At 66.6% G+C, this 23,542-nt stretch carries 29 protein-coding genes; 12 read left to right on the top strand and 17 right to left on the bottom strand.

Going from position 1 to position 23,542, the window contains the following annotated elements; all coding sequences use genetic code 11:
* The first annotated feature begins 9 nt into the window (after positions 1 to 9).
* The 4 genes from H7841_04765 to H7841_04750 are packed head-to-tail and all read left to right on the top strand — an operon-like array spanning position 10 to position 2,376.
* On the top strand, positions 10 to 264 hold the full coding sequence (locus tag H7841_04765) for a hypothetical protein (GenBank protein ID MEO5336195.1): 255 nt from the start codon (positions 10 to 12) through the stop codon (positions 262 to 264).
* Positions 265 to 311: 47 nt separating this feature from the next.
* Complete coding sequence (locus tag H7841_04760; protein MEO5336194.1) at positions 312 to 551, top strand: type II toxin-antitoxin system RelE/ParE family toxin; 240 nt, start codon at positions 312 to 314, stop codon at positions 549 to 551.
* 8 nt (positions 552 to 559) lie between these two features.
* Positions 560 to 1,210, top strand: coding sequence for a protein-L-isoaspartate(D-aspartate) O-methyltransferase (locus tag H7841_04755; protein MEO5336193.1), 651 nt, complete (start codon positions 560 to 562; stop codon positions 1,208 to 1,210).
* A 20-nt stretch (positions 1,211 to 1,230) separates the two neighbouring features.
* Positions 1,231 to 2,376, top strand: a complete 1,146-nt coding sequence (locus H7841_04750) for a LysM peptidoglycan-binding domain-containing M23 family metallopeptidase (protein MEO5336192.1) — start codon at positions 1,231 to 1,233, stop codon at positions 2,374 to 2,376.
* On the opposite strand, the gene H7841_04745 is transcribed toward H7841_04750, so the two are convergent.
* Positions 2,361 to 2,681: a hypothetical protein gene (locus tag H7841_04745; GenBank protein ID MEO5336191.1), complete on the bottom strand. Its 321-nt coding sequence runs from the start codon at positions 2,679 to 2,681 to the stop codon at positions 2,361 to 2,363. The genes H7841_04750 and H7841_04745 overlap by 16 nt on opposite strands.
* A 140-nt stretch (positions 2,682 to 2,821) precedes the next feature.
* Between H7841_04745 and H7841_04740 the strand changes: the two genes are divergently transcribed.
* The 7 genes from H7841_04740 to H7841_04710 are packed head-to-tail and all read left to right on the top strand — an operon-like array spanning position 2,822 to position 9,082.
* Positions 2,822 to 3,955 (top strand): 4Fe-4S dicluster domain-containing protein, encoded by a 1,134-nt coding sequence (locus tag H7841_04740; protein MEO5336190.1) that lies wholly within the window; start codon positions 2,822 to 2,824, stop codon positions 3,953 to 3,955.
* A 1-nt stretch (position 3,956) separates the two neighbouring features.
* A complete protein-coding gene (locus H7841_04735; protein MEO5336189.1) occupies positions 3,957 to 4,454 on the top strand; it encodes a cyclic nucleotide-binding domain-containing protein in 498 nt (165 codons plus the stop codon).
* A 17-nt stretch (positions 4,455 to 4,471) separates the two neighbouring features.
* Complete coding sequence (locus H7841_04730) at positions 4,472 to 5,299, top strand: FAD/NAD(P)-binding protein (protein MEO5336188.1); 828 nt, start codon at positions 4,472 to 4,474, stop codon at positions 5,297 to 5,299.
* A 2-nt stretch (positions 5,300 to 5,301) separates the two neighbouring features.
* Complete coding sequence (locus H7841_04725; GenBank protein ID MEO5336187.1) at positions 5,302 to 6,081, top strand: oxidoreductase; 780 nt, start codon at positions 5,302 to 5,304, stop codon at positions 6,079 to 6,081.
* Positions 6,074 to 7,387, top strand: a complete 1,314-nt coding sequence (locus tag H7841_04720; protein ID MEO5336186.1) for a nickel-dependent hydrogenase large subunit — start codon at positions 6,074 to 6,076, stop codon at positions 7,385 to 7,387. Before H7841_04725 ends, H7841_04720 begins: the two co-directional genes overlap by 8 nt.
* 8 nt (positions 7,388 to 7,395) lie before the next feature.
* The gene (locus H7841_04715; GenBank protein MEO5336185.1) at positions 7,396 to 8,262 is read left to right on the top strand and encodes a hypothetical protein; all 867 of its coding nucleotides are present in this window, start codon (positions 7,396 to 7,398) and stop codon (positions 8,260 to 8,262) included.
* 1 nt (position 8,263) lies between these two features.
* Complete coding sequence (locus tag H7841_04710) at positions 8,264 to 9,082, top strand: sulfite exporter TauE/SafE family protein (protein MEO5336184.1); 819 nt, start codon at positions 8,264 to 8,266, stop codon at positions 9,080 to 9,082.
* 5 nt (positions 9,083 to 9,087) lie between these two features.
* On the opposite strand, the gene ptsN is transcribed toward H7841_04710, so the two are convergent.
* The 16 genes from ptsN to H7841_04630 all read right to left on the bottom strand — a co-directional run bounded on the left by ptsN (position 9,088) and on the right by H7841_04630 (position 23,229).
* Positions 9,088 to 9,552, bottom strand: coding sequence for a PTS IIA-like nitrogen regulatory protein PtsN (gene ptsN, locus H7841_04705; protein ID MEO5336183.1), 465 nt, complete (start codon positions 9,550 to 9,552; stop codon positions 9,088 to 9,090).
* 29 nt (positions 9,553 to 9,581) lie between these two features.
* Positions 9,582 to 10,154 (bottom strand): ribosome-associated translation inhibitor RaiA, encoded by a 573-nt coding sequence (gene raiA / locus H7841_04700; protein MEO5336182.1) that lies wholly within the window; start codon positions 10,152 to 10,154, stop codon positions 9,582 to 9,584.
* Between the two features lie 208 nt (positions 10,155 to 10,362).
* Positions 10,363 to 11,910 (bottom strand): RNA polymerase factor sigma-54, encoded by a 1,548-nt coding sequence (gene rpoN / locus H7841_04695; protein MEO5336181.1) that lies wholly within the window; start codon positions 11,908 to 11,910, stop codon positions 10,363 to 10,365.
* 7 nt (positions 11,911 to 11,917) lie between these two features.
* The gene (lptB, locus tag H7841_04690; GenBank protein MEO5336180.1) at positions 11,918 to 12,718 is read right to left on the bottom strand and encodes an LPS export ABC transporter ATP-binding protein; all 801 of its coding nucleotides are present in this window, start codon (positions 12,716 to 12,718) and stop codon (positions 11,918 to 11,920) included.
* Between the two features lie 26 nt (positions 12,719 to 12,744).
* Positions 12,745 to 13,587, bottom strand: a complete 843-nt coding sequence (locus H7841_04685; GenBank protein MEO5336179.1) for a hypothetical protein — start codon at positions 13,585 to 13,587, stop codon at positions 12,745 to 12,747.
* Positions 13,587 to 14,246 carry an LPS export ABC transporter periplasmic protein LptC gene (gene lptC, locus H7841_04680; protein MEO5336178.1) on the bottom strand — a complete coding sequence of 220 codons (660 nt, stop codon included), beginning with the start codon at positions 14,244 to 14,246 and terminating at the stop codon, positions 13,587 to 13,589. The genes H7841_04685 and lptC overlap by 1 nt, the downstream gene beginning before the upstream one ends.
* Before the next feature lie 7 nt (positions 14,247 to 14,253).
* Positions 14,254 to 15,228, bottom strand: coding sequence for a KpsF/GutQ family sugar-phosphate isomerase (locus tag H7841_04675; GenBank protein ID MEO5336177.1), 975 nt, complete (start codon positions 15,226 to 15,228; stop codon positions 14,254 to 14,256).
* 136 nt (positions 15,229 to 15,364) lie between these two features.
* A complete protein-coding gene (locus H7841_04670; GenBank protein MEO5336176.1) occupies positions 15,365 to 15,940 on the bottom strand; it encodes a nitrogen fixation protein NifQ in 576 nt (191 codons plus the stop codon).
* A 10-nt stretch (positions 15,941 to 15,950) separates the two neighbouring features.
* Positions 15,951 to 16,250 (bottom strand): ferredoxin III, nif-specific, encoded by a 300-nt coding sequence (gene fdxB, locus H7841_04665; GenBank protein ID MEO5336175.1) that lies wholly within the window; start codon positions 16,248 to 16,250, stop codon positions 15,951 to 15,953.
* A 16-nt stretch (positions 16,251 to 16,266) separates the two neighbouring features.
* Entirely contained in the window at positions 16,267 to 16,467 is a 201-nt protein-coding gene (locus tag H7841_04660; protein ID MEO5336174.1) for a hypothetical protein, read from the bottom strand.
* Positions 16,468 to 16,470: 3 nt separating this feature from the next.
* The gene (locus H7841_04655; GenBank protein MEO5336173.1) at positions 16,471 to 16,923 is read right to left on the bottom strand and encodes a NifX-associated nitrogen fixation protein; all 453 of its coding nucleotides are present in this window, start codon (positions 16,921 to 16,923) and stop codon (positions 16,471 to 16,473) included.
* Complete coding sequence (nifX, locus tag H7841_04650; protein ID MEO5336172.1) at positions 16,920 to 17,390, bottom strand: nitrogen fixation protein NifX; 471 nt, start codon at positions 17,388 to 17,390, stop codon at positions 16,920 to 16,922. Before nifX ends, H7841_04655 begins: the two co-directional genes overlap by 4 nt.
* On the bottom strand, positions 17,365 to 18,699 hold the full coding sequence (gene nifN / locus H7841_04645; protein MEO5336171.1) for a nitrogenase iron-molybdenum cofactor biosynthesis protein NifN: 1,335 nt from the start codon (positions 18,697 to 18,699) through the stop codon (positions 17,365 to 17,367). The genes nifX and nifN overlap by 26 nt, the downstream gene beginning before the upstream one ends.
* A 3-nt stretch (positions 18,700 to 18,702) precedes the next feature.
* The gene (nifE, locus tag H7841_04640; protein MEO5336170.1) at positions 18,703 to 20,085 is read right to left on the bottom strand and encodes a nitrogenase iron-molybdenum cofactor biosynthesis protein NifE; all 1,383 of its coding nucleotides are present in this window, start codon (positions 20,083 to 20,085) and stop codon (positions 18,703 to 18,705) included.
* 140 nt (positions 20,086 to 20,225) lie between these two features.
* A complete protein-coding gene (locus H7841_04635) occupies positions 20,226 to 20,627 on the bottom strand; it encodes a bacteriohemerythrin (protein ID MEO5336169.1) in 402 nt (133 codons plus the stop codon).
* A gap of 58 nt (positions 20,628 to 20,685) precedes the next feature.
* Positions 20,686 to 23,229: a penicillin-binding protein 1A gene (locus H7841_04630; protein ID MEO5336168.1), complete on the bottom strand. Its 2,544-nt coding sequence runs from the start codon at positions 23,227 to 23,229 to the stop codon at positions 20,686 to 20,688.
* On the opposite strand from H7841_04630, the gene H7841_04625 reads away from it, so the two are divergent.
* Positions 23,198 to 23,542, top strand: a 345-nt coding sequence (locus H7841_04625; GenBank protein ID MEO5336167.1) for a hypothetical protein, incomplete at its 3' end; no start/stop codon positions are given. The genes H7841_04630 and H7841_04625 overlap by 32 nt on opposite strands.

Genomic DNA, 23,542 nt, shown 5'->3' with positions numbered 1-23,542 from the left:
GAGCCCTTTATGAGCAGTGCCGTGGTGACGGTACGCCTCGGTCAGGAAACCAAGTCGAGGCTGGAATCCCTTTCCAAGGCCACCCGCCGCAGCAAGTCCTTTCTGGCCGCGGAAGCCATCGAACGCTACGTGGCCGACGAGGCGGCCTTCATCGCCGCCGTCGAGGAAGGCATTGCGGCCGCCGAACGCGGGGAGCTTGTCTCCCACGAAGACATTCTAGCCGACCTGGATCGCCACCGGGCCCAGAGGCGGGGACCGGCATGATGCTCGTGAGATGGTCGATTCCCGCAAGGTGCGACCTGAACGCGATCATGGACTATCTCGACATCAAAAACCCACCTGCGGCGGCACGGCTCGATGAGCGGATACGGGATTCCGTGGCTTCCCTCGCGGAATTCCCCAACCGTGGCCGGCCCGGACGGATCGTGGGCACGCGCGAGCTTGTGATGTCCGATCTTCCCTATATTGTCGTCTATCGCGTGACTTTCGATCAGTTATGGATTCTCCGCATCATGCACGGCGCCCGTTCCCTTCCGGAGGCCTTCCGGTGACCGACGACATGGCCGCCGCCAAGGTCCATCTGGTGATGGAACTGCGCCGTTCGGGCATCCGCGATCTCCGGGTCCTGGAAGCGCTGGAGCGGGTCCCGCGCGAAATGTTCGTTCCCGCCCCTTTCCGCGCCAAGGCCTACGATAATGTCACCCTGCCCATCGGCCGCCACCAGACCGTGAGCCAACCCGAGGTTGTCGCCTTGATGACCCAGGCCCTCGACGTCGGCGACCGCATGAAGGTGCTGGAAGTGGGCACAGGATCGGGCTACCAGACATCGATCCTGGCCCGCCTGGCCCGGCGCGTCTTCACCATCGAACGCCATCGGGAACTGCTGCGCGACGCGGAAAGGCGATTCGCCGACCTGCGTCTGTCCAACGTCGTGACCCTGGCCGGCGACGGCAGCCGCGGCTGGCCCGAGCAGGCGCCCTTCGATCGCATCATGGTGACCGCGGCGGCCCACGACGTGCCGCCGGTACTGGTGGCCCAGATGGCGTTGGGCGGCATCATGGTGGTGCCCGTGGGCTACCACGAGACCGAGGAACACGCCGACCACGACCAGCGCCTGGTCAAGGTGGTGCGCACCGAGGAAGGCTACGAGACCGAGGACCTGGGGCCGGTCCGCTTCGTTCCTCTCGTCGCGGGCTTGGCTCTGTCATGACTTTTGGCGATAATCGGCCCATGCGGAACTTGCGAGGACTCCTGCTGGCGGCGGCGACGGGACTTCTGGTTTCCGGCTGCGCCTACGTGGAATGGCCGCCGCGCGGCGGCCAAGGCCAGGTATCCCAGCCCGCCCAGCCGGCCGAAACGAGTTCCATGTTCGCCGGGGCGGAAGCGGTGACGGTCGGCAAGGGCGACTCCGTCCACGGCCTGGCCAAGCGGCACGGCGTTTCGGCGCGCGCCATCATCGACGCCAACGGCCTCAAGGCCCCCTATACGCTTAAAGTGGGGCAGCGCATCGTCCTGCCGCGCGACCGCGAACACGTGGTCCAGAAGGGAGAGGGACTGCATGCCATCGCGCGCTTCCATAATGTCGACAGCTATGAGATGGCGCGCCTGAACGGCCTTTCGCCGCCCTACAAGGTGCTGATGGGCCAGCGGCTGCGCATTCCCGGCTCGGCAACGGGCGGTGGCGCCGTCACGGCACAGGCGGCGCCACCGCCCGCCGCGCAGCCGGTGCCGCGCGTGGAAGGCGTGACCCTGGAACCGCCCAAGGACAGGGATACCTACACCGCGCCTTCCAGCATGGGTATCGAGGCTCTGCCGCCACCCACGGCTCCGGCCGGTCCGGCGCCGGCACCGCTGCCGCCCCCGGCCATGCCGGCCAGCCAAGCCCCCGTTGCCCCCTTGCCGCCTCCCATCGATGTCGGACAGGCCCCGGGTGCTGCGGTCGCCGACGCCCCCCCGCCCCCGCCTCGTCCCAGCCTGCCCGAACCGCCACCGGTTTCGGGCAAGGGCTTTGCGTGGCCGGTCAAGGGCAAGGTTCTGTCCGGCTTCGGGCCCAAGGAGAAGGGGCTGCAGAACGACGGGATCAATATCGCCGCGTCGGCCGGAACGCCGATCCTGGCGGCCGAGGACGGCGTCATCGCCTATGTCGGCAACGAACTGCGCGGCTTCGGCAATCTGGTGCTGATAAAGCATTCCGACGGCGTCACCACCGCCTACGCCCATACCGAGGAAATCCTGGTCAAGCGCGGCGAGACGGTCGCCAAGGGCCAGACCATCGCCCGCGTCGGGGCCACCGGCGGCGTCAAGGCGCCGCAGTTGCATTTCGAGGTCCGCAAGGGCAAGCAGCCTGTGGACCCGCTCCGCTATTTGCCGTCCTGAACGGATTCCAGCTTCCAGCCCTTGTTGCGCAGACAGAAGGACGCCAGTTCGTCCTCGTGCATCATGCGGTCAAGCAGGGAAGGCCGACGGTGGAAGGAAAAGGCCGGAGAAGCGAATCGCGAGCCCATCCATGCCGGCCGCCCCCAGAATGACAGCCGTTCCTCCCGCCAGGCTTGGTCCATGGCGGCGCGGCGGCAATCGGTCCGGTCGTCCTGGAGATCGGTCAAGCCGGCACCCGGCTTGCTCCAGTGGACCGGCGTGCAAGCCGCCAACAAGGCGGACAGGGCCAGAATTCGCCATCGCATGCGTCATTATGAGAGCGCGATTGTGGCAGCGTTTGGGCATCCCCGTGTCATCAAGAGGTAACCCTTTCCGGAAATGATGTTTACGAATCGCGCGGGTTCGGCGACAATCATGGGATCGCTGGGCGGAGAAGGGGGATTGCATGGCAGCCAAGAAGAACCCCGCAGGCGAAGCGGTGATCGTCGGTCTCGACGGTATCGACGCGCTGGTCAAGGCGCTGAGCCGGGAGGGCTATGCGACCCTGGGCCCGCGTGTCGAGGCCGGCGCCGTGGTCTATGGCCCTGTCGCTTCGGCCGCCGACCTGCCGGGCGGTTGGACGGACGAACAGGAAGGCGGCCATTACCGCCTGAAGAAATCCAAGAGCCCCGCCCTGTTCGACCATGTGGTCGGACCTCACTCCTGGAAGCGCTTCCTCTATCCGCCGGTACAGACTCTCTGGACGGCGGTGCGCAAGGGTCGCGGCTTCATCCTCGGCGACAAGGTGGAAGCCGAGCGCATGGCGCTGGTCGGGGTGCGCCCTTGCGAACTGGCGGCGATCGCCATCCACGACAAGGTCTTCGACAACGGCCAGTTCACCGATTCCGGCTACCTGCTGCGGCGCAAGGGCGCCTTCCTGGTGGCCGTCAATTGCGGGCGGGCGGCGGCGACCTGCTTCTGCGCCTCGATGAACACCGGGCCCAGGGCCTCGGCCGGGTACGACCTCGCCCTTACCGAACTGGTGGACGGCAAGCGCCACGAGTTCCTCGTCGAGGCCGGCTCGGAGAAAGGCGCCCGCCTGCTGCCCAAGCTGAAGGGCCGGCCGGCCGAGGACGCCGACCGCAAGGCGGCGGCCAAGCGTTCGGACGCCTGCGCCAAATCGATGACCCGGACGGTGCCGGACGATATCGGCGTGGTGCTGAAGGCCAACCCGACCCACGCCCGTTGGGACGAGGTCGCCAAGCGCTGCCTGAACTGCGCCAACTGTACGATGGTCTGCCCCACCTGCTTCTGCACCACGGTGGAGGACGTGACCGACCTGAAGGGCGATTCCGCCGAGCGGGTGCGCAAGTGGGATTCCTGCTTCACCGTGGACTTCAGCTACATCCACGGCGGGCCCATCCGGCGCGACGCCAAGGCCCGCTACCGCCAGTGGATGATCCACAAGCTGTCCGCCTGGCACGACCAGTTCGGGACATCGGGCTGCGTGGGCTGCGGGCGCTGCATCACCTGGTGCCCGGTGGGCATCGACATCACCGAGGAAGCCCGGGCCATCCGGGACAGCGACGGGAGGGCATGACATGGTCCAGATCGAGGGCATGGGCAAGGAATTGGCCGAACACCCGTTCTTCGACGGCATGGAATCCAAGGACCGCGAGTTGCTGTCCGGCTGCGCCAAGAACGAGGTCTTCGATGCCGACGAGTACGTCTTCCGCGAGGGCGAGCCGGCCGACAAGTTCTACCTGATCCGCCACGGCACGGTGGCGGTCGAGTTGCATGCGCCGGGCCATGACCCCATGGTGCTGGAGACCCTGCGCAAGGGAGACATCTTCGGCTGGTCCTGGATGGTGCAGCCCTATACCTGGACCTTCGACGTACGCGCGGTGGAACTGACCCGAGTCATCAGCCTGGACGCCAAGTGCCTGCGCGGCAAGCTGGAAAAGGACCATTCCCTGGGCTACGAACTGTTCAAGCGCTTCATCCCGGTGATGGCCGAACGGGTGGGGGCCGCCCGCCTGCAGTTGCTCGATCTCTATGGCCAGCCGGCGGAACGCCGGTCCCGGTCGAAGAAGAAGTAGGGGAAAGCGGGGACGCCATGGTCGATCCGATGATCCCCACGCCTTTCAAGGTGACGCGCGTCCGCCGCGAGTTGGCCGACACCTTCACCCTCGACCTGGTTCCGGCGGAAGGCCGCAGGCCTTTCGCGTTCCAGCCGGGCCAGTTCAACATGCTCTACCAGTTCGGTATCGGCGAGGTGCCGATCAGCATCAGCGGCGATGCCGCCGACGGCGGGGTGCTGGTCCATACCATCCGCGCCGTGGGTGGGGTCTCCAACGCGCTCACCGGCCTCGCGGCGGGCGACATGGTCGGCGTGCGCGGCCCCTTCGGCAGCGCCTGGCCGATGAAGGAAGCCGAAGGCGCCGACGTGGTGATCGTCACCGGCGGCATCGGCCTGGCCCCCTTGCGCCCGGCCATCTACCACGTGCTGGCCAACCGCAAGAAGTACGGCCGCTTCATCATCCTTTATGGGGCCCGGACGCCGGCCGATATCCTGTTCCGCAAGGAACTGGAAGGCTGGCGTTCGCGCATCGACACCTACGTGGACGTGACGGTGGATGCCGCTGGCACCGAATGGCAGGGCAACGTGGGCGTGGTGCCCAAGCTGATCCCGCGCGCCGATTTCGATCCGGCCAACGCCACCGTCCTGGTCTGCGGGCCCGAGGTGATGATGCGCTTCACCATCCAGGCCCTGAACCAGCGCGGCGTCGGCGACGACCGCATCTGGGTGTCCATGGAACGCAACATGAAGTGCGCCGTGGGTTTCTGCGGCCACTGCCAGTTCGGGCCCAAGTTCGTCTGCAAGGACGGGCCGGTGTTCCGCTTCGATACCATCCGCGACATCTTCCAGGTGAGGGAGATCTGACCATGGCTCCGGCACGGAAGAAACCCCGGCTCGCGGTTTGGAAATTCTCGTCTTGCGACGGCTGCCAATTGTCCTTGCTGGATTGCGAGGACGAACTGCTGGCCGTCCTGGGCGAAGTCGAGATCGGCTACTTCCTGGAGGCGACCCGGGCCCGCATCGCCGGTCCCTACGACGTGTCGCTGGTCGAAGGTTCGGTGACCACGCCGGAAGAAGTGGAACGCATCGTCCATATCCGCAAGCAGTCCCGGGTGCTGATAACCATCGGCGCCTGCGCCACCGCGGGCGGCATCCAGGCCCTGCGGAACTTCAAGGACGTGACCTCCTTCATCCATGCGGTCTACGCCCATCCGGAATACATCGAGACCCTGAGCCACGCCTCGCCCATCCAGGATTTCGTGCCGGTGGACTTCGAACTGCGCGGCTGCCCGATTTCCAAGGAACAATTGCTGGAACTGCTCAACGCCACCCTGAACGGCCGCAAGCCCAACGTGCCCACCTACAGCCAATGCATCGAGTGCAAGCGCCAGGGCACCGTCTGCGTCATGGTTTCCCAGGGCCAGCCCTGCCTGGGCCCCGTGACCCAGGCCGGCTGCGGCAATGTCTGCCCGTCTTGCGAACGGGGCTGCTTCGGCTGCTTCGGCCCCAAGGAAACGCCGAACACGGCGTCGCTGAGCAAGCAGCTGGCCGCCCACGGCATGGGCAAGCGCCAGATCAAGCATTTCTATCGCGGCTTCACCGCCAACGCGGAAGCCTTCCGCAGGGAGAGCGAGGCCCATGAATAAGCCCAAGGCCCCGGCCAAGACCCGGACCCTCAAGGTGGATGCCCTGGCGCGCGTGGAAGGCGAGGGCGCCCTCTACGTGCGGGTCAAGGGCGGCGAGATCCAGGACATCAAGTTCCGCATCTTCGAGCCGCCCCGCTTCTTCGAGGCCTTCTTGCGCGGGCGGATGTATTCGGACGTGCCCGACATCACGGCGCGCATCTGCGGCATCTGCCCCATGGCCTACATCATGGGCGCCAGCCAAGCCATGGAAGACGCCCTGGGCGTCACCGTGACCGGTCCGTTGCGCGACCTGCGCCGCATCTCCTATTGCGGCGAATGGATCGAAAGCCACGTCCTGCACGCCGCCATGCTGCACGCCCCCGACTTCCTGGGCCTGGACGACGCCATCCAGATCGCCGCCAAGAACCCGGCCCTGGTGGAAAAGGCTTTACGCCTGAAGAAGCTCGGCAATTCGCTGCTGGAAGTCATCGGCGGGCGATCCATCCATCCGGTGAACCTGAAGGTGGGCGGCTTCTGGGGCACGCCGCGCAAGGAGAAGCTGCGCGCCCTCATCCCCGAACTGGAATGGGGCATCCAGGCTTCCATCGAGCTGACCCAGGCCTTCGCCGGCTTCGACTTCCCGGACTTCGAGTACGACTACACCTGCGTTTCGCTACGCCATCCGGACGAGTATGCCATCTGCGAAGGGCGCATCGTTTCAAACCGGGGGCTCGACATTCCGCTGACCCAGTTCTTCGATCACTTCGACGAGGAACACGTCCGCCATTCCAATGCCTTGCATGGGTTCGCCAAGGAAGGCCCGGCCAACTACCTGGTGGGGCCGAACGCTCGCTACAACAACAATTATTCCCAGCTTTCCGCGCTGGCCAAGCGCACCGCCAAGGAAGCCGGGCTGGGCAAGGTCTGCAACAACCCTTACCAAAGTCTCCTGATCCGGATGATCGAGACCCTTTATGCCTGCGAAGAGGCTCTGCGGCTGGTCAAGGCCTACGAGGAGCCCGATGCGTCTTGCGTCCAGGTCACGGCCAAGAAGGGGGTGGGCTACGGCTGCACCGAGGCGCCGCGCGGCATCTGCTTCCACCACTATCGCCTGGACCGCGAGGGGCGGGTCGAATTGGCGCGTATCGTGCCCCCGACGGCCCAGAACCAGAAACAGATCGAGGAAGACCTGCGCCACGTGGTGGCCCATAACCTCGACATGCCCGACGACAAACTGACCCTCCGCTGCGAACAGACCATCCGCAACTACGATCCCTGCATTTCCTGCGCCACCCACTTCCTCAAGCTGACGGTGGAGCGGGAATAGCGTCGGGCATGGCGGCCCGGTCCCTGTTCCCCTACAATCGCCGGATGGTACCTCTTCGCGCCCCCGATCTTGTATCCGGTCGCATCGTCAACGGGACGGGCGGGGCGAATGCCTGGTGCACCACCATCCAGGCCGTGCTGGAGGAAGTCCGGGACGGCCGCCGCGAGACCGCCTACCTGGGCCACGAATGCCGCAAGGAGAACGTGCCCTTCGCCGCAGGCGGGGCAGGACCCGAAGGGGGGATCATCCAGAAGAATTCCCCTGCCGAGTTCCTGACCTTCAGCCGGGGCGGACGCTTCTACCAAATTCTTGGCACCGAGACGGTGTTCGGGGGCGATCTTCTTGCCGCCTATCCCCATGTCCGGCTGGGGCGGCATTTCGTCTTCCAGCCCCATGGCGAGGACGACTGGGTTTCCCGGGTCCATTGCCCGGAGCGCCCGATCCGCCTTGCGACGGCGGACGCGGTGATGGACGGACTTCGCGCCGGCGGCTTGGCGCTTGGCGATCTGTTCCTGCGCTTTTCCTGGCAGGAAGGCGCCACCGCCCATACCCTTTACGCGCCCAGCCGCTATGTGAACTTCGGTGAAGACTACCTGCAGCCGATCAGCGGCTACGTGCTGTTCCGCCACCAGGACCTGTGGCTGCATGGCTACCTGGCCTGCGCGCTCAAGGCCGATGGAACCCGGCTATGCGAACTGGTGGCGCCCGTCTATACGGATGCCTATGCCGTGATCGCCAAGCAGTCCCGCCTGGAGGAGGCGGATCGGGCCGCCCTCGCCGGACTTGCCGCAGCGGCGCCGGCCTATACCCGGCAGTTCAATCTGGTTCTGCATCTGGACGGCCAACTCGACTTCTTCGTCTACGACCGGGATTGACGTGGGCGCCGATCTTGCCGCACTGGCGCCCTTCGCCGTGCTCCTTCTTCTTGCCGGGGCGGGGGCAGGGTTGATCGCCGGTCTGCTGGGGGTGGGGGGCGGCATCGTGGTGGTGCCGGTGCTGTTCCACGTCTTCGGGCACCTGGGCATCGAGCCCGCTCTGTCCATGAAGATGGCGGTCGGCACGTCGCTTGCCACCATAGTCGTCACCGCCTGGGCGTCGGCGCGCGCCCATTGGGAACGGGGAGCCGTCGACCAGGAGGTGTTGAGGCGCCTGGGGCCTTGGGTGGTGGGTGGCGTTCTGGCCGGGGCGCTGCTGGCTTCGAGTCTCGACGGATCGGTACTAGCCGGCCTGTTCGCCGCCGTCGCCTTCGTGGTTTCCCTGCAGATCGCCTTCGGCAACCCGGCTTGGCGCCTGGGCGACCGACTTCCCGAAGGGCCGGGAGGGGCTGCCCTCGGCGGGGCCATCGGCGCCCTGTCGGCACTGCTGGGCATCGGCGGCGGAACGTTCGTCGTGCCGGTCTTGACCATGCACGGCTATCCCGTCCGCCGGGCGGTGGGGACGGCGGCGGCCATGGGATTCGTGATCGGGATTCCGGGGGTGCTGGGTTTCGCCCTCGCGGGCCTGGAGGTAACCGGGCGCCCGCCCTTCAGCCTCGGTTACGTCAGCCTGGCCGGCTTGGCGTTCCTGGCACCGGCCTCGATGGTCTGTGCGCCGCTGGGGGCCGGACTGGCCCACCGCCTGGACATCCGGATGCTCCGCCGCGTCTTCGCCCTGTTCCTGGCATTGACGGCGGCCCGGATGGCCTGGTCGGTCTGAGCCGGTCAGGCGGCGCGGGTGGCGGTGGAGTCGGTGAGCAGGGCGAAAAGAGCATCCGGCTGGTCGGTGCCGCGCAGCTTCTCGCAGATGCTGCGATCCCGGAGCAGACGCGATACCCGGGCCAAGGCCTTCAGATGGTCGGCACCCGCCGATTCCGGAGCCAACAGCAGAAAAATCAGATCGACCGGCCGTTCGTCGATGGAATCGAAGTCGATGGGTTGTTCCAGGCGGGCGAACAGGCCATGCAGACGGCCCAGGTTGGGCAGCTTGCCATGGGGGATGGCAATGCCGTTGCCGACTCCGGTGGTGCCCAGGCGCTCGCGCTCCATCAGCACGTCGAAGATCGCCCGTTCGTGCAGGCCGGTGATCCCCGCCGCGCGCCGCGCCAGTTCCTGCAGCGCCTGCTTCTTGCTGGTCGCCCTCAGGCTGGCGACCACTCCGTCGGACGAAAGCAGGTCGGAGATCTCCATCGGCACCTCCTGCGCGGACGGGCGAGGGTCTAGTGACTCTCGCTCGGATCGATCCACCCGATATTGCCGTCGGGACGGCGATAGACAACGTTCAGCCGTCCATGCGCCGAATTGCGAAACATCATGGCGGCGACGTCGGCCAAGTCCATGCGCATCACCGCCTCGCTCACCGTCATGGTGGCGACGGTGGTGGGCATTTCGGCGACGATGGCGGGATGGGCCACGGCCGGCACTTCCTCGTGCTCGCCTTCCGCCTTCAGGATATAGCGCTGGGCGAGGACGACCTTTTCGTCGTCGGCAGGACCCTTGTGGTGGTCCCGCAGGCGCTGCTTGTAGCGCTTGAGCTGCTTGCCGATGCGCTCCATGGCTCCGTCGAACGCCTGGTGGGCGTCGCCGGCATTGCCAGAGCCCTGCACCAGCAGGCCGCGACCCGGATGCACCGAGATGTCGACCAGGAACTGATGGCCCGTCTTCTGGAAGACGACCGTAGCGTCGATTGCGCGGTCGAAATACTTGGTGACCGCCTGGTTGAGCTGCTGCTCGACGTGGCCGCGCAGGGCCTCGCCGACATCCATCTGCTTGCCTTTGACCGTGATTTCCATGAGCCGTGTTCGTCCCACCGGATGGGAAATGAAAGAATGATCGTCGATGCAGGCGTCGGTACTTGTCTTCGAAGCGTCCCTTGTCGCCGGAGACAAAAACCCCCGACCCGCGGCCCGCCCCCCTCGGCTCGCGGAAGCCCGGAAGTTAGTGGCGAGGGCGGACGGTGTCAATAGACTGTTGAGGGCAACCATTCCGCCGATCCGGCCCTCAGATTCCCGATGCCTTCTCGCGGCGGCGTTGGGTGGAGGAGCCGATGCCCATACCCTCGCGATACTTGGCGACCGTCCGTCGGGCGATGTCGATGCCTTCTTCCTTGAGGATGGTGACGATGCGGTCGTCCGACAAGATTTCGCCCGCCGCCTCGGCGTCGATCAGGGCCTTGATACGATGCCGCACCGCTTCCGCCGAATGAGCCTCGCCACCGCCGCTGTGGGCGATGGCGGTGGTGAAGAAGTATTTCATCTCGTAGATGCCGCGCGGCGTCGAGATGTACTTGTTCGAAGTTACCCGGCTGACCGTGCTTTCGTGCATCCCGATGGCGTCGGCGATATCGCGCAGCACCAGGGGCCTGAGATGCTGGACGCCTTTCAGGAAGAACATCTCCTGCTGGCGCACCAGTTCGGTGGCGACCTTGAGAATGGTGGTCGCCCTCTGGTGCAGGGAACGGGCGAGCCAGTTCGCGGTTTGGAAGCACTCGTTGATGTAGCTCTTGTCGTCGCGCGAGCGGGCGGCCTTGGTGACCTGGGAATAATAGTGGTTGTTGACCAGGACCCGGGGCAGGGTGTCGCTGTTCAACTCGATGATCCAGCCGCCGCCTTGCTTGGCCCGCATCAGGACGTCGGGGGTGACCGGCTGTGGTAGGGAATGGTCCCAGGCCAGGGCCGGCTTGGGATCGAGGGCACGGATTTCCGCCACCATCTCGCTCAGGTCCTCGGCGTCGACGCCGCAACGCTTGAGCAGCCCGGCCATATCCCGCCGGGCCAGCAGTTCTAGATTGTCGAGCAGGGCCGCCATGGCCGGATCGAGCCGGTTGCGGTCGCGCAATTGAAGCGCCAGACATTCCTTGAGGCTGCGGGCGAAGAGCCCGGCCGGATCGAACTGCTGGAGGCGGGCCAACATCTTTTCCACCTGGGCCAAGGGGCAGCCCAACATCTCGGCCAAGGCCTCGAGGTCGCCGCTGACGTAGCCGGCCTCGTCCAGCATGTCGATCAGGTGCATGCCGATCAGGCGTTCGGCCGGGTCGGGGGTGCCCATGTTCAACTGGCCGATCAGGTGATCGCGCAAGTTTTCCTCACCAGACAGGGTTTGCTCGAAGTTGAACTCGGAATCGTCGAAGCTGCCGCCTCGCCCGCCGCCCCATTCGGCGAAGGCCTGCGAGCCCAGACCGGCTCCCATGGCCGGTTCTGGGCCGCCCTCGCTGTTGTTCCACATGTTGTCGATGTCGATATCGAGGGCGGCCTCCTGCCGTTCGCCGATGTCGGCGTCGCGCGACAGGTCCAGGGTTTCCAATCCGTCGCGTTGGATGCGCTCCGAACCGTCGACGGACTCGCCCGGGTCAGGGCTGGTCCCCGCCTCGCCGGGAATGGGGGGTTCCTCCTCTTCGCGCAGCAGGAGCGGATTGCGTTCCAACTCCTGTTCCACGTACTCCGTCAACTCGATGTTGTTGTATTGCAGCAGCTTGATCGCCTGCTGCAGTTGCGGCGTCATGACCAGCGTCTGGGCCTGGCGGAGGTCGAGGCGAGGGGTGAGCACCATGTCCGGTCTACAGGCTGAAGCGATCGCCCAGGTAGACGCGGCGGACGTCTTCGTTGCCGACGATGTCGGCGGGCCGGCCTTCCATCAGCATCATGCCGTCGTGGATGATGTAGGCGCGGTCGATGACGTCCAGGGTCTCGCGGACGTTGTGGTCGGTGATCAGGACGCCGATGCCGCGGTCCTTGAGATGCTTGACCAGGTCGCGGATATCGCCCACGGCGATGGGGTCGATCCCGGCAAAAGGTTCGTCCAACAGGATGAAGTGCGGGTTCGAGGCAAGCGCCCGGGCGATCTCGACGCGCCGCCGCTCGCCTCCCGAGAGCGCCAGGGCCGGAGCCTGGCGCAGATGGGTGATGGAGAACTCGGCCAGCAGGGCGTCCAGGATGGCTTCCCGGCGGTCGCGGGATTTTTCCACCACCTCCAGGACGGCCCGAATGTTGTCCTCGACCGAAAGCCCCCGGAAGATCGACGCTTCCTGAGGCAGGTAGCCGATGCCTAAGCGGGCGCGGCGGTACATGGGCAGGTCGGTGATTTCCTCCCCGTCCAGGATCACGGTCCCGTAGTCGGGCTGGATAAAGCCGGTGATCATATAGAAGCAAGTGGTCTTGCCCGCGCCGTTGGGCCCCAGCAGTCCCACCACTTCGCCGCGCTGGATGCGCAGGGACACGCCGCGCACGACGGGCCGCTTCTTGAAGCGCTTGCCCAACCGGTTGGCCACCAAGCCCTTGTTGTCGGCCACCAGACGCGGCGCCGGACCCGGCCCGGACGGCGGGTTCTTGGCGGACGCGGCGCTCTTGCGCTTCAGCATTCTTCCCCCTGCGGCCCCGGCTGGCGTTACGGGCTCTCCCTCCGCTTGGTCGGCATCAAGGTCCCCTTCACCCGGCCATGCCCACCGTCGGAGGCTTGGCCGCAGCCATGCAGCCGGCTAACGCCGGAATTCAGGTTCACCTCGGCCGCGCAACCGTTCAACTCGTTGGGACCGCGCCTTATCTTAACCGATCCGGTAAGGGTCGCGATACCACTTTCCACGTTGTAGACCGCCTTGTCGGCGGTCACGGTCTCGGTTTCGGTATCGATCTGCACGCGCTCGAAGGCCTCGACGCGGAAGACTTGGGTCTTGCCGGATTTGTCCTCGCGGAAATGGGCGGTGACGATCTCGGCGCGCAGTTTCTTGTTCTGGCCCTGGTCCTTGTGGACGACCTGGGCGTTGCCGCGGGCCACCGCCAAGCGTTTCCCCTGCCAGTATTCGATCTGGCGGTCGGCGGTGACAGTATCGTTGGGCGCCACCAGCTTCGCCCCCTGGCGGCCGGTCAGGATGACAACCGCCTGGTCGACATCGTATTCCGCCCGGTCGCCGTAGGCCTTTTCGCCGGGGGTGGAGATGACCACGTTGCCCTCGGCCTCCAGGCGCCAGATGTCGGCTCCGCCCCCCTGGGCGCCTTTTTCCCGGTAATGGGCCCGCAAGGTATCGGCGTTGACCTTGGTCGCGCCGCGGGTCGCCACGGCATTGCCGCGCGCCAGGAAGACCTTCCTTTCCTGCTGCCATTCGATGCCGTTGTCGGCCTGTACCTCGATGGGGCCGCCCTCGGCGCTCCCGAAGCTGGCCATCTGGGCCAGGACGGGAGACGCCACCAGGAGAAGGGCGGCCAGAGCCAGGTGCTTTTGCTGGATGCGCATCACTTCAGGTCTTCCCTCGCCCCCGGGTACATGATGACTTTGGCGCGGCCGGTCAACAAGATGGTCGTTCCCCGATCGTAGATCTGAAACCCTTCGGCCTTCATGTCGCCGAAGGGCCCCTGGCCTTCGACGGCGTCGGGTCCCTTGGCGGTTCCTTCGCTCAGGTCGACGATCACCTTCGATGTCCGAATCTCGTAGCCGGTATCGTGGAAGAGATTGACGTTTCCCGCAAGCAGCAGGCTGCGGGCGATGTGGTCGTAGCGTCCTTCGGCGGCGGTGAGCACCAGCCAGGTGCCGTCGTTCATGGTAACGTCGGCCTTGGGCATTTCCAGGTCCACCGTCGTCGCGCCCGGGCTGATATTGCGGGCCAAGTCGGCGGTGATGGAAAAGGGACGATTCTCCTTGTCGGTGCCGACGTAGCGCGGGTTGAGCATGTTGGGCGCCGAGGAATCGCCTTCCTGCAGGACGGATATCCCGATACGGAACCGGTTGTCCTTCTTGTTGATGTGCGGCCAGAGCGCCACCAACCCGATCAGGACCGCAGCGCCCACCGGCAGCAAGCGCTTCGCGGTGGCGACGAAACGACTGTACCCGGCGATCCGGGTCGGCAGGAGACGGGCCGGACCGCTTCGCAGGGAGGGGGAGGGGTCGCCACTCATGGCCGCGTCACACCACCCCGGCCCGCAGGCAATCGTGGATGTGGAGGATGCCCTCCGGCCGCCCGTCCACCAGGACGAACAGGGTGGTGATGGCCTTCTTGTTCATGATCCGCACCGCCTCGCTGGCCAGGGCGTCGGGTGAAATGGTCTTGGGGCCGGCGGTCATGAGGTCTTCGACCTTGCGCGCCAGGAGGTCGGGGCCCATGTGGCGGCGCAGGTCGCCGTCGGTGACGATGCCCAATAGCCGCCCCTCACCGTCCAGCACGCCGACGCAGCCCAGACGCTTGGCGGTCATGGTCAGCAGGGCATCGTGCATGGGGGTCCCGCGGTCGACCAGGGGAAGCTGGTCGCCCTGGTGCATGATGTCGGCCACCTTGAGCAGCCGCTGGCCCAGCTTGCCGCCCGGGTGGAAGACCTGGAAGTCGTCGGACGAGAAGTTCTTGCGTTCCAGCAGCGCCACGGCGAGGGCGTCGCCAAGGGCCAGCATGGCGGTGGTCGATGTGGTCGGCGCCAGGCCCATGGGGCAGGCCTCGTCCGAAGGCGGCAGCACCAGGGCGACGGTGGCCGCCTTGGCCAAGGCGCTGGACGGCTTACGCGTCAGGGCGATAAGGGGGATATCGAACCGGCAGGCGTAGGCTACCATGTCGCCCAGTTCCGCCGTCTCGCCCGAATTGGACAGCGCGATCACCGCGTCCTCGCCCGTAATCATGCCCAGGTCGCCATGGCTGGCCTCGCCGGGATGGACGAAGAAGGCCGGGGTGCCGGTGGAAGCCATGGTGGCGGCGATCTTGCGAGCCACGTGGCCGCTCTTGCCCATGCCGGTGACCACGACGCGCCCGCGAATGCCTTCCAGGATGCCCACGGCGGCGACGAAGGCCTCGCCCAGGCTGGCGGCAAGTTCGTCCAGGGCCGCCGCCTCCAGCTTGAGGACGCGGCGGGCCGACGCCAGATCGCGATCGCCGGAAGAAAGAGTGCTGTCCATGATGCGAAGGGTTCCGAAATTCCGAAGGACAGTATGCCGCCCGGCCCGGCGGGCGGTCAACGGTGCCGAAAATGATGCAATTCCCATAACGTCGTTCTATCGAACGAAGAATGCGGCTCGGCGTCGGATAAGGAAATCACGCGGCGCCTTGCAACAGCGCCAATCCGGCCTCTTCGCCGAAGCAACTCCCCCGGTCGTCGCAGACGGCGCAGTGGGGTGCCTTGCAGACGAGCACGCCTTCCCGTTCGCAGAGTTGGCGGTAGAAGAACTTCTTCCACTTCATGTTGGTCGCGTTCAAGGCCGCCAAGGGGGCGAAGTGGCGGGCGAGCAGGCGCGACAGGTCCTGGCGGCAATGGAGTCCCAGATCCTGCCAAAGATGGTGGGGGCGCTGGCTGCGCCGGGCGACGATGGCGGCCAGCCAGCCCTCCTCCGGCCGATCCGCCGTCCGGTGATCGAGCAACAGCTGGCGGAGGTCCGCCTCCTCGATGGCCGCGCGGTCCGGATCGAGGGGCGGGACAAGCTCCAGGAGGACGGAACGGGCGCCGGGGAAGTAGCGCGCCACCAAGTCCCCCAGAGCGTCCGGGGACAATCCGAGAGCCTCGGTGAGCGGCCCGCCCTCCTGGATGGCGACGGCCAGGACGCCGGCGAAGACGTGCCGGTCGAAGGCGTCGCCTTCGCCCCGGTCGGCCATCAGGCGCCCATAGTCCGTCATGGCCGGTCTCCTAGGCGGTCCCGTGGGTCTGGCAGTTCTTGGAGCAGACCCGGCCGCAGGCGCCGCAGCCGATGCAGGCGCCGCCCTTGTCCACCACCATGACCTTGCGTTCGAATTCGTCGTCGTCGTCCAGGTCGGGATCGACCGCCACCAGATTGCCGTCCTCGTCCACGCCCTTCAGGTTCATCACGCCGCGCCCGCAAACCTTGAAGCAGCGACCGCAGCCGATGCAGGATTCGGCGTCGATCTCCAGCAGGTACCGGGGAATCCAGGGACTGCCGTCGCGGGTAACCAGGGTTGCCACCGTCATGGTGCTTCGCTCCTTGTCAGGCGCCGCCCAGGGCGGCGAGTTTGGCCTTGGCCTCCGCGAGCTTGGCGTAGGCCTCGTGGGTCTGGCGCGCGATCTCCGGGATGGTCTCCCAGTTTACGGGAAGTTCCTCGGACAGGTCGTGCAGGTTCATCTTCCAGGTGGTGGCGCGGGCCGACAGCTTGCGCAAGTCCGCCTTCAGGTCGTCGATCTCGCCCATGGTTCAGGCCCTCGCCGCGTCCGGGAACTTTTCGATGGCGGCCAGCCCGTCGGCGACCAGCTTCATGCCCTGGTCCGCCAGCTTGGCGAAGCTTTCGAAGCCGAAGCGGTGGACGTCGCGCAAATGGCGGCTGAGCACCACCAGGCGACCGGCCAGCAGCACCACGCGTCCGAATCCTTCATGATGCATGGTCATCATGGGGCTGGCCATCAGGCCGGTTTCCTTCTCGATGGTCAGCCCGACGGCCTTGTGGAACTGTTCCAGCCGGGCCAGCAGGTCGGGATCGGGATCGGCCATCAAGGGCATTTCGCGGCGCTGCTCCCGAGTGACGATGAAATCGGCCAACAGGTCGGCATCCGACCGGCCTTCCCAGACCCCGAATCGGTCCTCGGCGCGCACGATGGACGCCAGGGTCTTGACGAAGGGGGTCTCCAGCCCCCGATCGGTGTCGTTCATGGCCGGTCCTCCTCATCCAGATCGGCCGGGGCGCTTCCGCCCATCGCCTTGCGCAACCAGGGCGGGGGCGTGCCTGACAGCATGGTCCTCACCCGGTCCAGCACCTGCTCGATGGGCTGGGGCTCGGGCACCTTGATCGGATGGACACGGGCGTTGACCACCTTGGCGGCGGCCGGCCCGCCGATGGCCAGCACGAAGACCAGGGCGCAACCTTTCAGGGCTTCCACCTTCTGGCCGATGCGGTCCTCGCCGTCGTCGGCATGCTGCCCGGACTGGTCGGACACGGCGCCGAATTCCAGCGCCTCGACGAAGCGCCAGTCGGCCTTGGTCACCTCGTAGACGGCGAACTTGGGGGTGCTGCCGAAATGGGCGTTCAGGGCCTGCATGTCGGTGGTGGCGATGGCGACCTTCATGGCCCCTTCCTTTCCTTGCGGTTCGGCTTCAACCAGCCGCAGTTTGCGCATCATGGGCGACCTCGTGGCCGGAATCGGCCTCGATCAGGAGATTGGCGACAGCGAACAGCAGCTCGCGGGTGCCCCGGTAGCCGACGCTCACCCGTTGCGGCCCGCCCAGGCGGTCGAAGACCGGGAAGCCGGCCCGGAACAGGGGAATGCCCAGCCGGTCCCCGGCCTGGCGGCCGTGGGCCGGGGCGACGATCAGGTGGCAGCCGGCGGCGGCATCTTCCAGGTCGCCCAGGTCGCCGACGAAGGCTTTGGCGGCGGGCAGTCGGGCCAGCAGGGGCGACCGGCCGTCGGTGGCGACGGCGACGGCGATCTTTGCCCCCAGGCCGGCAAGGAACGAGCCCAGGGCCCACAGCAGATCCGGCTCCCCGGCCAGGGCGATGCTTTTGCCGCCGAAGAAGAAATGCCCGTCCAACATGGCATCGACCAGTTGGCTGCGCTGGCGGCGGAGCTTGGGCGGCACCGGACGTCCCGACAGTTCGGCCAGGACCGCAACCAGGGTGTCGGAGGCTTCCAGCCCGGTCAGGCGGTCCAGCACCCGGAAGGGCACGCCGGCTTGGCGTTCCAGGGCTTCGGCGGCGGGGCGCATCTGTTCGCCCAGGGCCAGCGTGAGCATCGAGCGCCCCATGCGGCGGATGTCCTCCAGCCGGGTGCCGCCGTAGGTGGTGGGGATGTAGCGGTCGGGCACATGCCCGTCCAACGAACCGGCCAGATCGGGCAGCAAGATGACATCAAGGCCGAAGGATTCGGCGATCTCACGCAGTTCCTCGACGTCACCCGGGGTCAGGTGGCTGCCGGCCAGCAGGTTGACTTGGCGGGGCGCTACCACTTCGCGCGGCCCCGCGGGGACCAGTTGTTCGACCATGGCGGTTACCGCCTTGCTCCAGCCGGTCTCCAGGCCGCCGTCGAAGTCGGGGGTGGAAGCCACCACCACCGCCGTCTCTCCCAGGTCGTCGCGGCGGGCCAGCGTCAGGCGCAGGTCGCCCGAGAAGTCCTCGCCGCGGGTCTCCGTGAGCGCCGTGGTGCAGAGGCCGATCACCTTGGGCTTCGTGCGGCCGACGATGTTGACCAGGGCCTGTTCCACGTTGTCCGAACCGCCCAGGATGGTGGAAATCTCGTTCATCGCCGTGGTCTGCAAGGGGATGGCCTCGCGAAAATGGCGGACCATCAGCACCAGGGCGAAGGCGGTGCAGCCCTGGGAGCCATGGAACAGGGGCAGGCAGCCGTCGATTCCCAGGAAGGCGAGCGCCGCGCCCAAAGGCGCGCTGCTTTTCAACGGATTGACGGCGCAGGCCTTGCGGGGGGCTTCGGTCATGTCTCAGGCCTCCCCTTCCCAAGGCGCCGGGGCACGCACCTGGGCCCAGACGGGATTGGACAGGGCCAGGTCGATGCGCCGCACCAGTTCCACCATGCCGACGTAGCCGGCGTAGGCGTGGGATCGTTCCTGGTTGATGTCCAGCCAGGGCACGCGGGCCTTCAGGGCGACGAACTGGGTGCGCCCGCCCGACAGCATGATGTCTGCCTCGCCTTCCTTCAGCATGCGGTACATTTCGCGGGGCGGGATGGCGTCGAACATGGGGGCTTCCTCGCCCATCAGGGAGCGGATGCGCTCCTTGTCGCCTTCCGTGGACTTGCGCACCGAGGTTCCGACGACGGTCATGCCGACTTCCTGGAGTGCCGCCACCACCGACCAGGACTTGACGCCGCCGGTGTAGAGCAGCACCCGCTTGCCGGCCAGACGGGGTCGGAATTCCGCCAGGCGGGCCCAGGCCTTGGCTTCCTCCTCGGCGATCAGGGCTTCGGTACGCGCCGCCAAGTCGGTCGGCGCGCCCCGCGCCACCAGCAGGCGGGCGGTGGTGCGCAAGGCCTCCGAGGTATCGGAGATGCCGTAGAACGAGCCCTCGAAATAGGGAATGCCCCACCGTTCCTCCATCTTCCGCGCGAGCGCGATCAACGCTTGGCTGCAAACCAGCATGTTGACCCGGGCGCGATGGGCGGCGGCGACGTCGGCATAACGCCCGTCGCCGGTGACGGAAGCGAGAATGCGTATCCCCAGGCGCGCGAACAGCGGCGTGACCTGCCACATTTCGCCGGCCACGTTGTATTCGCCCAGGATGTTGATGTCGGTGGGGGTGGATACCGCCGGCTCGCGGGTGCCGATGACGTAGTCCAGCAAAGCCTCGCCGCCCAGCTTGTTGCCCAGGTTCTTGGAACCGACGAACCCCGGCGCCTCGACGGGGATCACCGGCCGGCCCAGCTTTTCCGAGGCGTGGCGGCAGACGCGCACGACGTCGTCGCCGATCAGGGCCGGCACGCAGGTCTGGTAGACGAAGACGGCGGGCGGATCGTACCGGGCGACGATCTCCTTGATCGCACGGTAGAGCCTTTTCTCGCCGCCATGGATGATGTCGAATTCGGACAGGTCGGTGGTAAAGCCGGTGCGGTAGAGAGTGGGGCCGGAACTGAGGGCGTGGCGGCTGTCCCAGCTGTTACCCTCGCAGGCCAGGGGTCCATGCACCAGATGAGCGGCATCGGCGATGGGCTGCAAGCAGATCTTGGCGCCGTCGAAGGCGCAGCCGCCGGCCGCGGCGCCCGGCACCAGGGCCTTGCCGCAACCCTTCTTGCGCGCACCGTCCGACTTGGCCCGGTTGGCGGCGCAGCCCGGCTCGTCGAACAGACCTTGGACCTTCTGCTTCAGCATGGCGGCCTCCGCAACCTGACGGGCCTACAGCAGCAAAGCCCGTGCCAGTCGGGAAAGCCGCGGATTTCCAGGAGGTTCCAGGGAGGCCTGTCGCAAGACCGACAGGGGATTGTCGGACAAGGCCGACAAGGGGCGGACGGCTACTTCCGCTCGATGAAGGGCTTGTAGGCCATGTCTTCCCGCAGCACGTGCTTCATCAGCCAATTGGACAGGAAGTCGAAAATGCCGATCAGGCGGAAGTCGCTGGGCGAGGCGGCGTAGCTGTCGCGCATCTCGTGCAGGCGGTCCAGCAAGTCCTTATGCCGTTCCTTGTGGCGGTCCAGTTCGGGATAGCGGCAGAGTCGGAGCAGCTTCTCCTCGAACTCGAAGTGGTATTGGGCGAAGTCGATGAGCTTGTCCACGATCCTGGCCACGATCTCCGGATCGGGGTTGCCGTCCATGCGGTCGTGCAAATCGTTGATGAACCCGACCAGCTTCTTGTGGTCGGTGTCCAATGCGTCGTTGCCGACGCTCATCTTGTCCTTCCAGTCGAGAAAGGCCATTGGACGGTCCCTGTTCCCCAATCACCCGTTCGGGTGAATATTCACACTTTCCGGCGGGTCAATACAAGCCCCCCGTTCCGCTGGACGGCGCGTCGCCGGAGCCGCTGCCCACCGCGTCGAAGCCGGAAGCGGGCCCGTCCTGGCTGCCCCGGCCTTCCAGGACCTCGCCCCGGCCGGAAGGGACGTTGTCGGGCTTGAAGGCTTCCAGGATGACGTCGGTGTCGCCCGGCCCCGCCGGACGGCCGTCGCTGGCTTTGACGCGCACCATGCGGATGCCGGGGGGAATGCGGAAGGGAGTCGCCGGCTTGCCCTTCAAGGCTTCCATCATGAAGTCGCGAAAAATGGGCGCCGAGACCGAACCGCCGGTCTCCTTCTTGCCCAGGGGCCGCAGTTCGTCGTAGCCCATGAAGACCCCCACCGCCAGATCGGGGGAAAAGCCGACGAACCAAGTGTCCATGCTGTTGTTGGTGGTGCCGGTCTTGCCGGCCAGCGGCTTGCCCACCGCCTTGATCGAGGTGCCGGTACCCCGTTCCACCACGCCCTGCAACATGGAGACCATCTGGTAGGCGGAAGCCGGATCGGTCACCGGCTTGCGGTTGTCGGGGATCGCGGGAACTTCCTGGCCGGCCCATTGCAACGCCCGGCAACTGGCGCAGGGGCGGGCGTCGTGGCGGAACACGGTCCGGCCGTTGCGGTCCTGGATGCGGTCGATCAGGGACGGGGTGATCGCCTTGCCGCCGTTGACCAGCATGGCGTAGGCGGTGGTCAGGCGCAGCAGCGAGGTCTCGGTCGATCCGAGCGCCGCCGAAAGCAGGGCGTCCATGGAATCGACCACGTGGAAGCGCTTGGCGGAATCCACCACCTTTTCCATGCCGATGGTCTGGGCCAGGCGCACGGTCATCAGGTTGCGCGACTTCTCGATCCCCAAACGCATCGTGCTGGGGCCGTAGAACTTCTGGGTATAGTTCTCGGGACGCCACTTGGGCAGACCCGGCCCCTGGTCGATGACGAAGGGGGCATCCAGGATCAGGGTGGACGGCGTGTACCCTTCTTCCAGGGCCGGCAGGTAGACGAAGGGCTTGAAGGCCGACCCCGGCTGGCGGTGGGCCTGGACGGCCCGGTTGAACTGGCTGCGCTCGTAGGCGTAGCCGCCGACCATGGCCAGCACCCGCCCGGTGTGGGGATCGAGCGCCACGATGGCGCCGTCGATTTCCGGGACCTGGCGCAGGCCGTAGATGCCCGCCGGATGCAGCGGCTTGGGCGGCAGGGGCTTGCCCTTGGCGTCGACGGGCGGTTCGTCGGTATCCGGCTCGCCGTCCACCGGCCTGCCGGCCAGGGATTCCACCAGGATCACATCGCCCGGCCCGACCACCTCGGCCGGCTTTTTCACCGGGGGCCCCAGGGTTTCGTCGCCGTCGTCGTCGCGGCGCTGGGCGCGGGCCCATTTCATCTCGGACAGCGGGATGCGCCCACGCGTGCCGTTGGGCAAGCCGATTTCCGCCAAGGCGTCGTCCATGTGGATGACTACCGCCAAGGTCCAATTGGGATCTGTGCCCTTGGGCCGCTCGATGGACCGCAAGGTCGGCATCCAGTCGCCGGCGATGTCGATCCGGTTGAGCGGACCCCGCCAGCCGTGGCGACGGTCGTAGCGTTCCAGGCCGCGGCGCAAGGCCCGCACGGCGATGTCCTGCAGACGGGGATCGAGGGTGGTGCGCACCAGAAGACCGCCCTTGTAGAGAGCGGTTTCGCCGAAGCGCTGGGCCAGTTCGCGCCGCACCTCCTCGGCGAAGACGTCGGCGCGCACCTGCTCGCCCTCGTTGCGCTGGCGGACGATCAAGGGGTCGGCCATGGCGGCCTGGGCCTCCTGGGCGGTGAGGACGCCGTCTTCTTCCATGCGCGAGATCACCCAGTCGCGCCGTGCCTTGGCGGCCTCGTGCTTCTGGATGGGGTGATAGTTGTTGGGCGCCTTGGGCAGGGCGGCCAGGTAAGCCGCTTCGGCCACCGTCAGTTCGTCCAGGGACTTGTTGAAATAGTTCACCGAGGCGGCGGCCACGCCGTAGGCGCTGAACCCCAGGTAGATCTCGTTGAGATAAAGCTCCAGGATGCGCTGCTTGCTGAAAGCCTGCTCGATACGGAAGGCCAGGATGGCCTCCTTGATCTTGCGGGCGATGGAAACCTCGTTGGTCAAGAGGAAGTTCTTGGCCACCTGCTGGGTGATGGTGGAAGCGCCGGCCGGGCGGCGGCCCGAACCCATCTGCTTGACGTTGGTCAGCGCGGCGCGGACGATGCCCAAGGGATCGATACCCTGGTGCTGGTAGAAGTGCTTGTCCTCGGCCGACAGGAAGGCCTGCACCACATGCTTGGGCATGACGTGGATGGGCACGAAGACGCGCTTTTCCACCGCGTATTCGGCCAGCAGGCGGCCGTCGCCGGCATGGACGCGGGTGGTCACCGGCGGTTCGTAGTCGGCCAGTTGGCGGTAGTCGGGCAGATCGCGCCCGAACTCGTGGAAGACATAGACCGCCCCGACGGCCCCGGCGATGGCCAGGACCGTGGCGATGCCGAACAGCATGGCGACGAAGCGGATCAGTCGCATCAACATGAAAAAGCACGCCACCGACGAACGGAATGGCCGGCTGCCCCGCGAACGGGCGGTGAGCCGGAACGGGATCGGTTATCCCGGAACGGTCTTCCCCGTCAATAGCGGCGATTCCAGGCCCGCCAGAGGAGTGGCAGGGGAGTGGAGGCGCTGGATGTCGCGCGTGAAGAGGGATATCAAGCTGCGCGCCGCCTTGCGGGGGGAGCGGCCGGACGTTTATCTCGGCGGGCGTCGGATGGTTGGCGGCGCCCCACAATCCGGTGGAAACGGCCCAGTAGAGGGGCAGGGCCATGAACAGGATCAACCGCGACAGGCG

The organism is Magnetospirillum sp. WYHS-4, assembly GCA_039908345.1.
Classification (GTDB): domain Bacteria; phylum Pseudomonadota; class Alphaproteobacteria; order Rhodospirillales; family GLO-3; genus JAMOBD01.
The sequence above is the reverse complement of the archived record's forward strand: the minus strand, read 5'-3'. Positions and strand labels throughout refer to the sequence as shown.

Bases quoted from the DNA above. Each gene is read 5' to 3' on its own strand.
- H7841_04765 (MEO5336195.1), top strand. From the start codon at position 10: ATGAGCAGTGCCGTGGTGACGGTACGCCTCGGTCAGGAAACCAAGTCG.
- H7841_04760 (MEO5336194.1), top strand. From the start codon at position 312: ATGGACTATCTCGACATCAAAAACCCACCTGCGGCGGCACGGCTCGAT.
- H7841_04755 (MEO5336193.1), top strand. From the start codon at position 560: ATGGCCGCCGCCAAGGTCCATCTGGTGATGGAACTGCGCCGTTCGGGC.
- H7841_04750 (MEO5336192.1), top strand. From the start codon at position 1,231: ATGCGGAACTTGCGAGGACTCCTGCTGGCGGCGGCGACGGGACTTCTG.
- H7841_04745 (MEO5336191.1), bottom strand. From the start codon at position 2,681: ATGCGATGGCGAATTCTGGCCCTGTCCGCCTTGTTGGCGGCTTGCACG.
- H7841_04740 (MEO5336190.1), top strand. From the start codon at position 2,822: ATGGCAGCCAAGAAGAACCCCGCAGGCGAAGCGGTGATCGTCGGTCTC.
- H7841_04735 (MEO5336189.1), top strand. From the start codon at position 3,957: ATGGTCCAGATCGAGGGCATGGGCAAGGAATTGGCCGAACACCCGTTC.
- H7841_04730 (MEO5336188.1), top strand. From the start codon at position 4,472: ATGGTCGATCCGATGATCCCCACGCCTTTCAAGGTGACGCGCGTCCGC.
- H7841_04725 (MEO5336187.1), top strand. From the start codon at position 5,302: ATGGCTCCGGCACGGAAGAAACCCCGGCTCGCGGTTTGGAAATTCTCG.
- H7841_04720 (MEO5336186.1), top strand. From the start codon at position 6,074: ATGAATAAGCCCAAGGCCCCGGCCAAGACCCGGACCCTCAAGGTGGAT.
- H7841_04715 (MEO5336185.1), top strand. From the start codon at position 7,396: ATGGCGGCCCGGTCCCTGTTCCCCTACAATCGCCGGATGGTACCTCTT.
- ptsN (MEO5336183.1), bottom strand. From the start codon at position 9,552: ATGGAGATCTCCGACCTGCTTTCGTCCGACGGAGTGGTCGCCAGCCTG.
- raiA (MEO5336182.1), bottom strand. From the start codon at position 10,154: ATGGAAATCACGGTCAAAGGCAAGCAGATGGATGTCGGCGAGGCCCTG.
- rpoN (MEO5336181.1), bottom strand. From the start codon at position 11,910: ATGGTGCTCACCCCTCGCCTCGACCTCCGCCAGGCCCAGACGCTGGTC.
- lptB (MEO5336180.1), bottom strand. From the start codon at position 12,718: ATGCTGAAGCGCAAGAGCGCCGCGTCCGCCAAGAACCCGCCGTCCGGG.
- H7841_04685 (MEO5336179.1), bottom strand. From the start codon at position 13,587: ATGCGCATCCAGCAAAAGCACCTGGCTCTGGCCGCCCTTCTCCTGGTG.
- lptC (MEO5336178.1), bottom strand. From the start codon at position 14,246: ATGAGTGGCGACCCCTCCCCCTCCCTGCGAAGCGGTCCGGCCCGTCTC.
- H7841_04675 (MEO5336177.1), bottom strand. From the start codon at position 15,228: ATGGACAGCACTCTTTCTTCCGGCGATCGCGATCTGGCGTCGGCCCGC.
- H7841_04670 (MEO5336176.1), bottom strand. From the start codon at position 15,940: ATGACGGACTATGGGCGCCTGATGGCCGACCGGGGCGAAGGCGACGCC.
- fdxB (MEO5336175.1), bottom strand. From the start codon at position 16,250: ATGACGGTGGCAACCCTGGTTACCCGCGACGGCAGTCCCTGGATTCCC.
- H7841_04660 (MEO5336174.1), bottom strand. From the start codon at position 16,467: ATGGGCGAGATCGACGACCTGAAGGCGGACTTGCGCAAGCTGTCGGCC.
- H7841_04655 (MEO5336173.1), bottom strand. From the start codon at position 16,923: ATGAACGACACCGATCGGGGGCTGGAGACCCCCTTCGTCAAGACCCTG.
- nifX (MEO5336172.1), bottom strand. From the start codon at position 17,390: ATGATGCGCAAACTGCGGCTGGTTGAAGCCGAACCGCAAGGAAAGGAA.
- nifN (MEO5336171.1), bottom strand. From the start codon at position 18,699: ATGACCGAAGCCCCCCGCAAGGCCTGCGCCGTCAATCCGTTGAAAAGC.
- nifE (MEO5336170.1), bottom strand. From the start codon at position 20,085: ATGCTGAAGCAGAAGGTCCAAGGTCTGTTCGACGAGCCGGGCTGCGCC.
- H7841_04635 (MEO5336169.1), bottom strand. From the start codon at position 20,627: ATGGCCTTTCTCGACTGGAAGGACAAGATGAGCGTCGGCAACGACGCA.
- H7841_04630 (MEO5336168.1), bottom strand. From the start codon at position 23,229: ATGTTGATGCGACTGATCCGCTTCGTCGCCATGCTGTTCGGCATCGCC.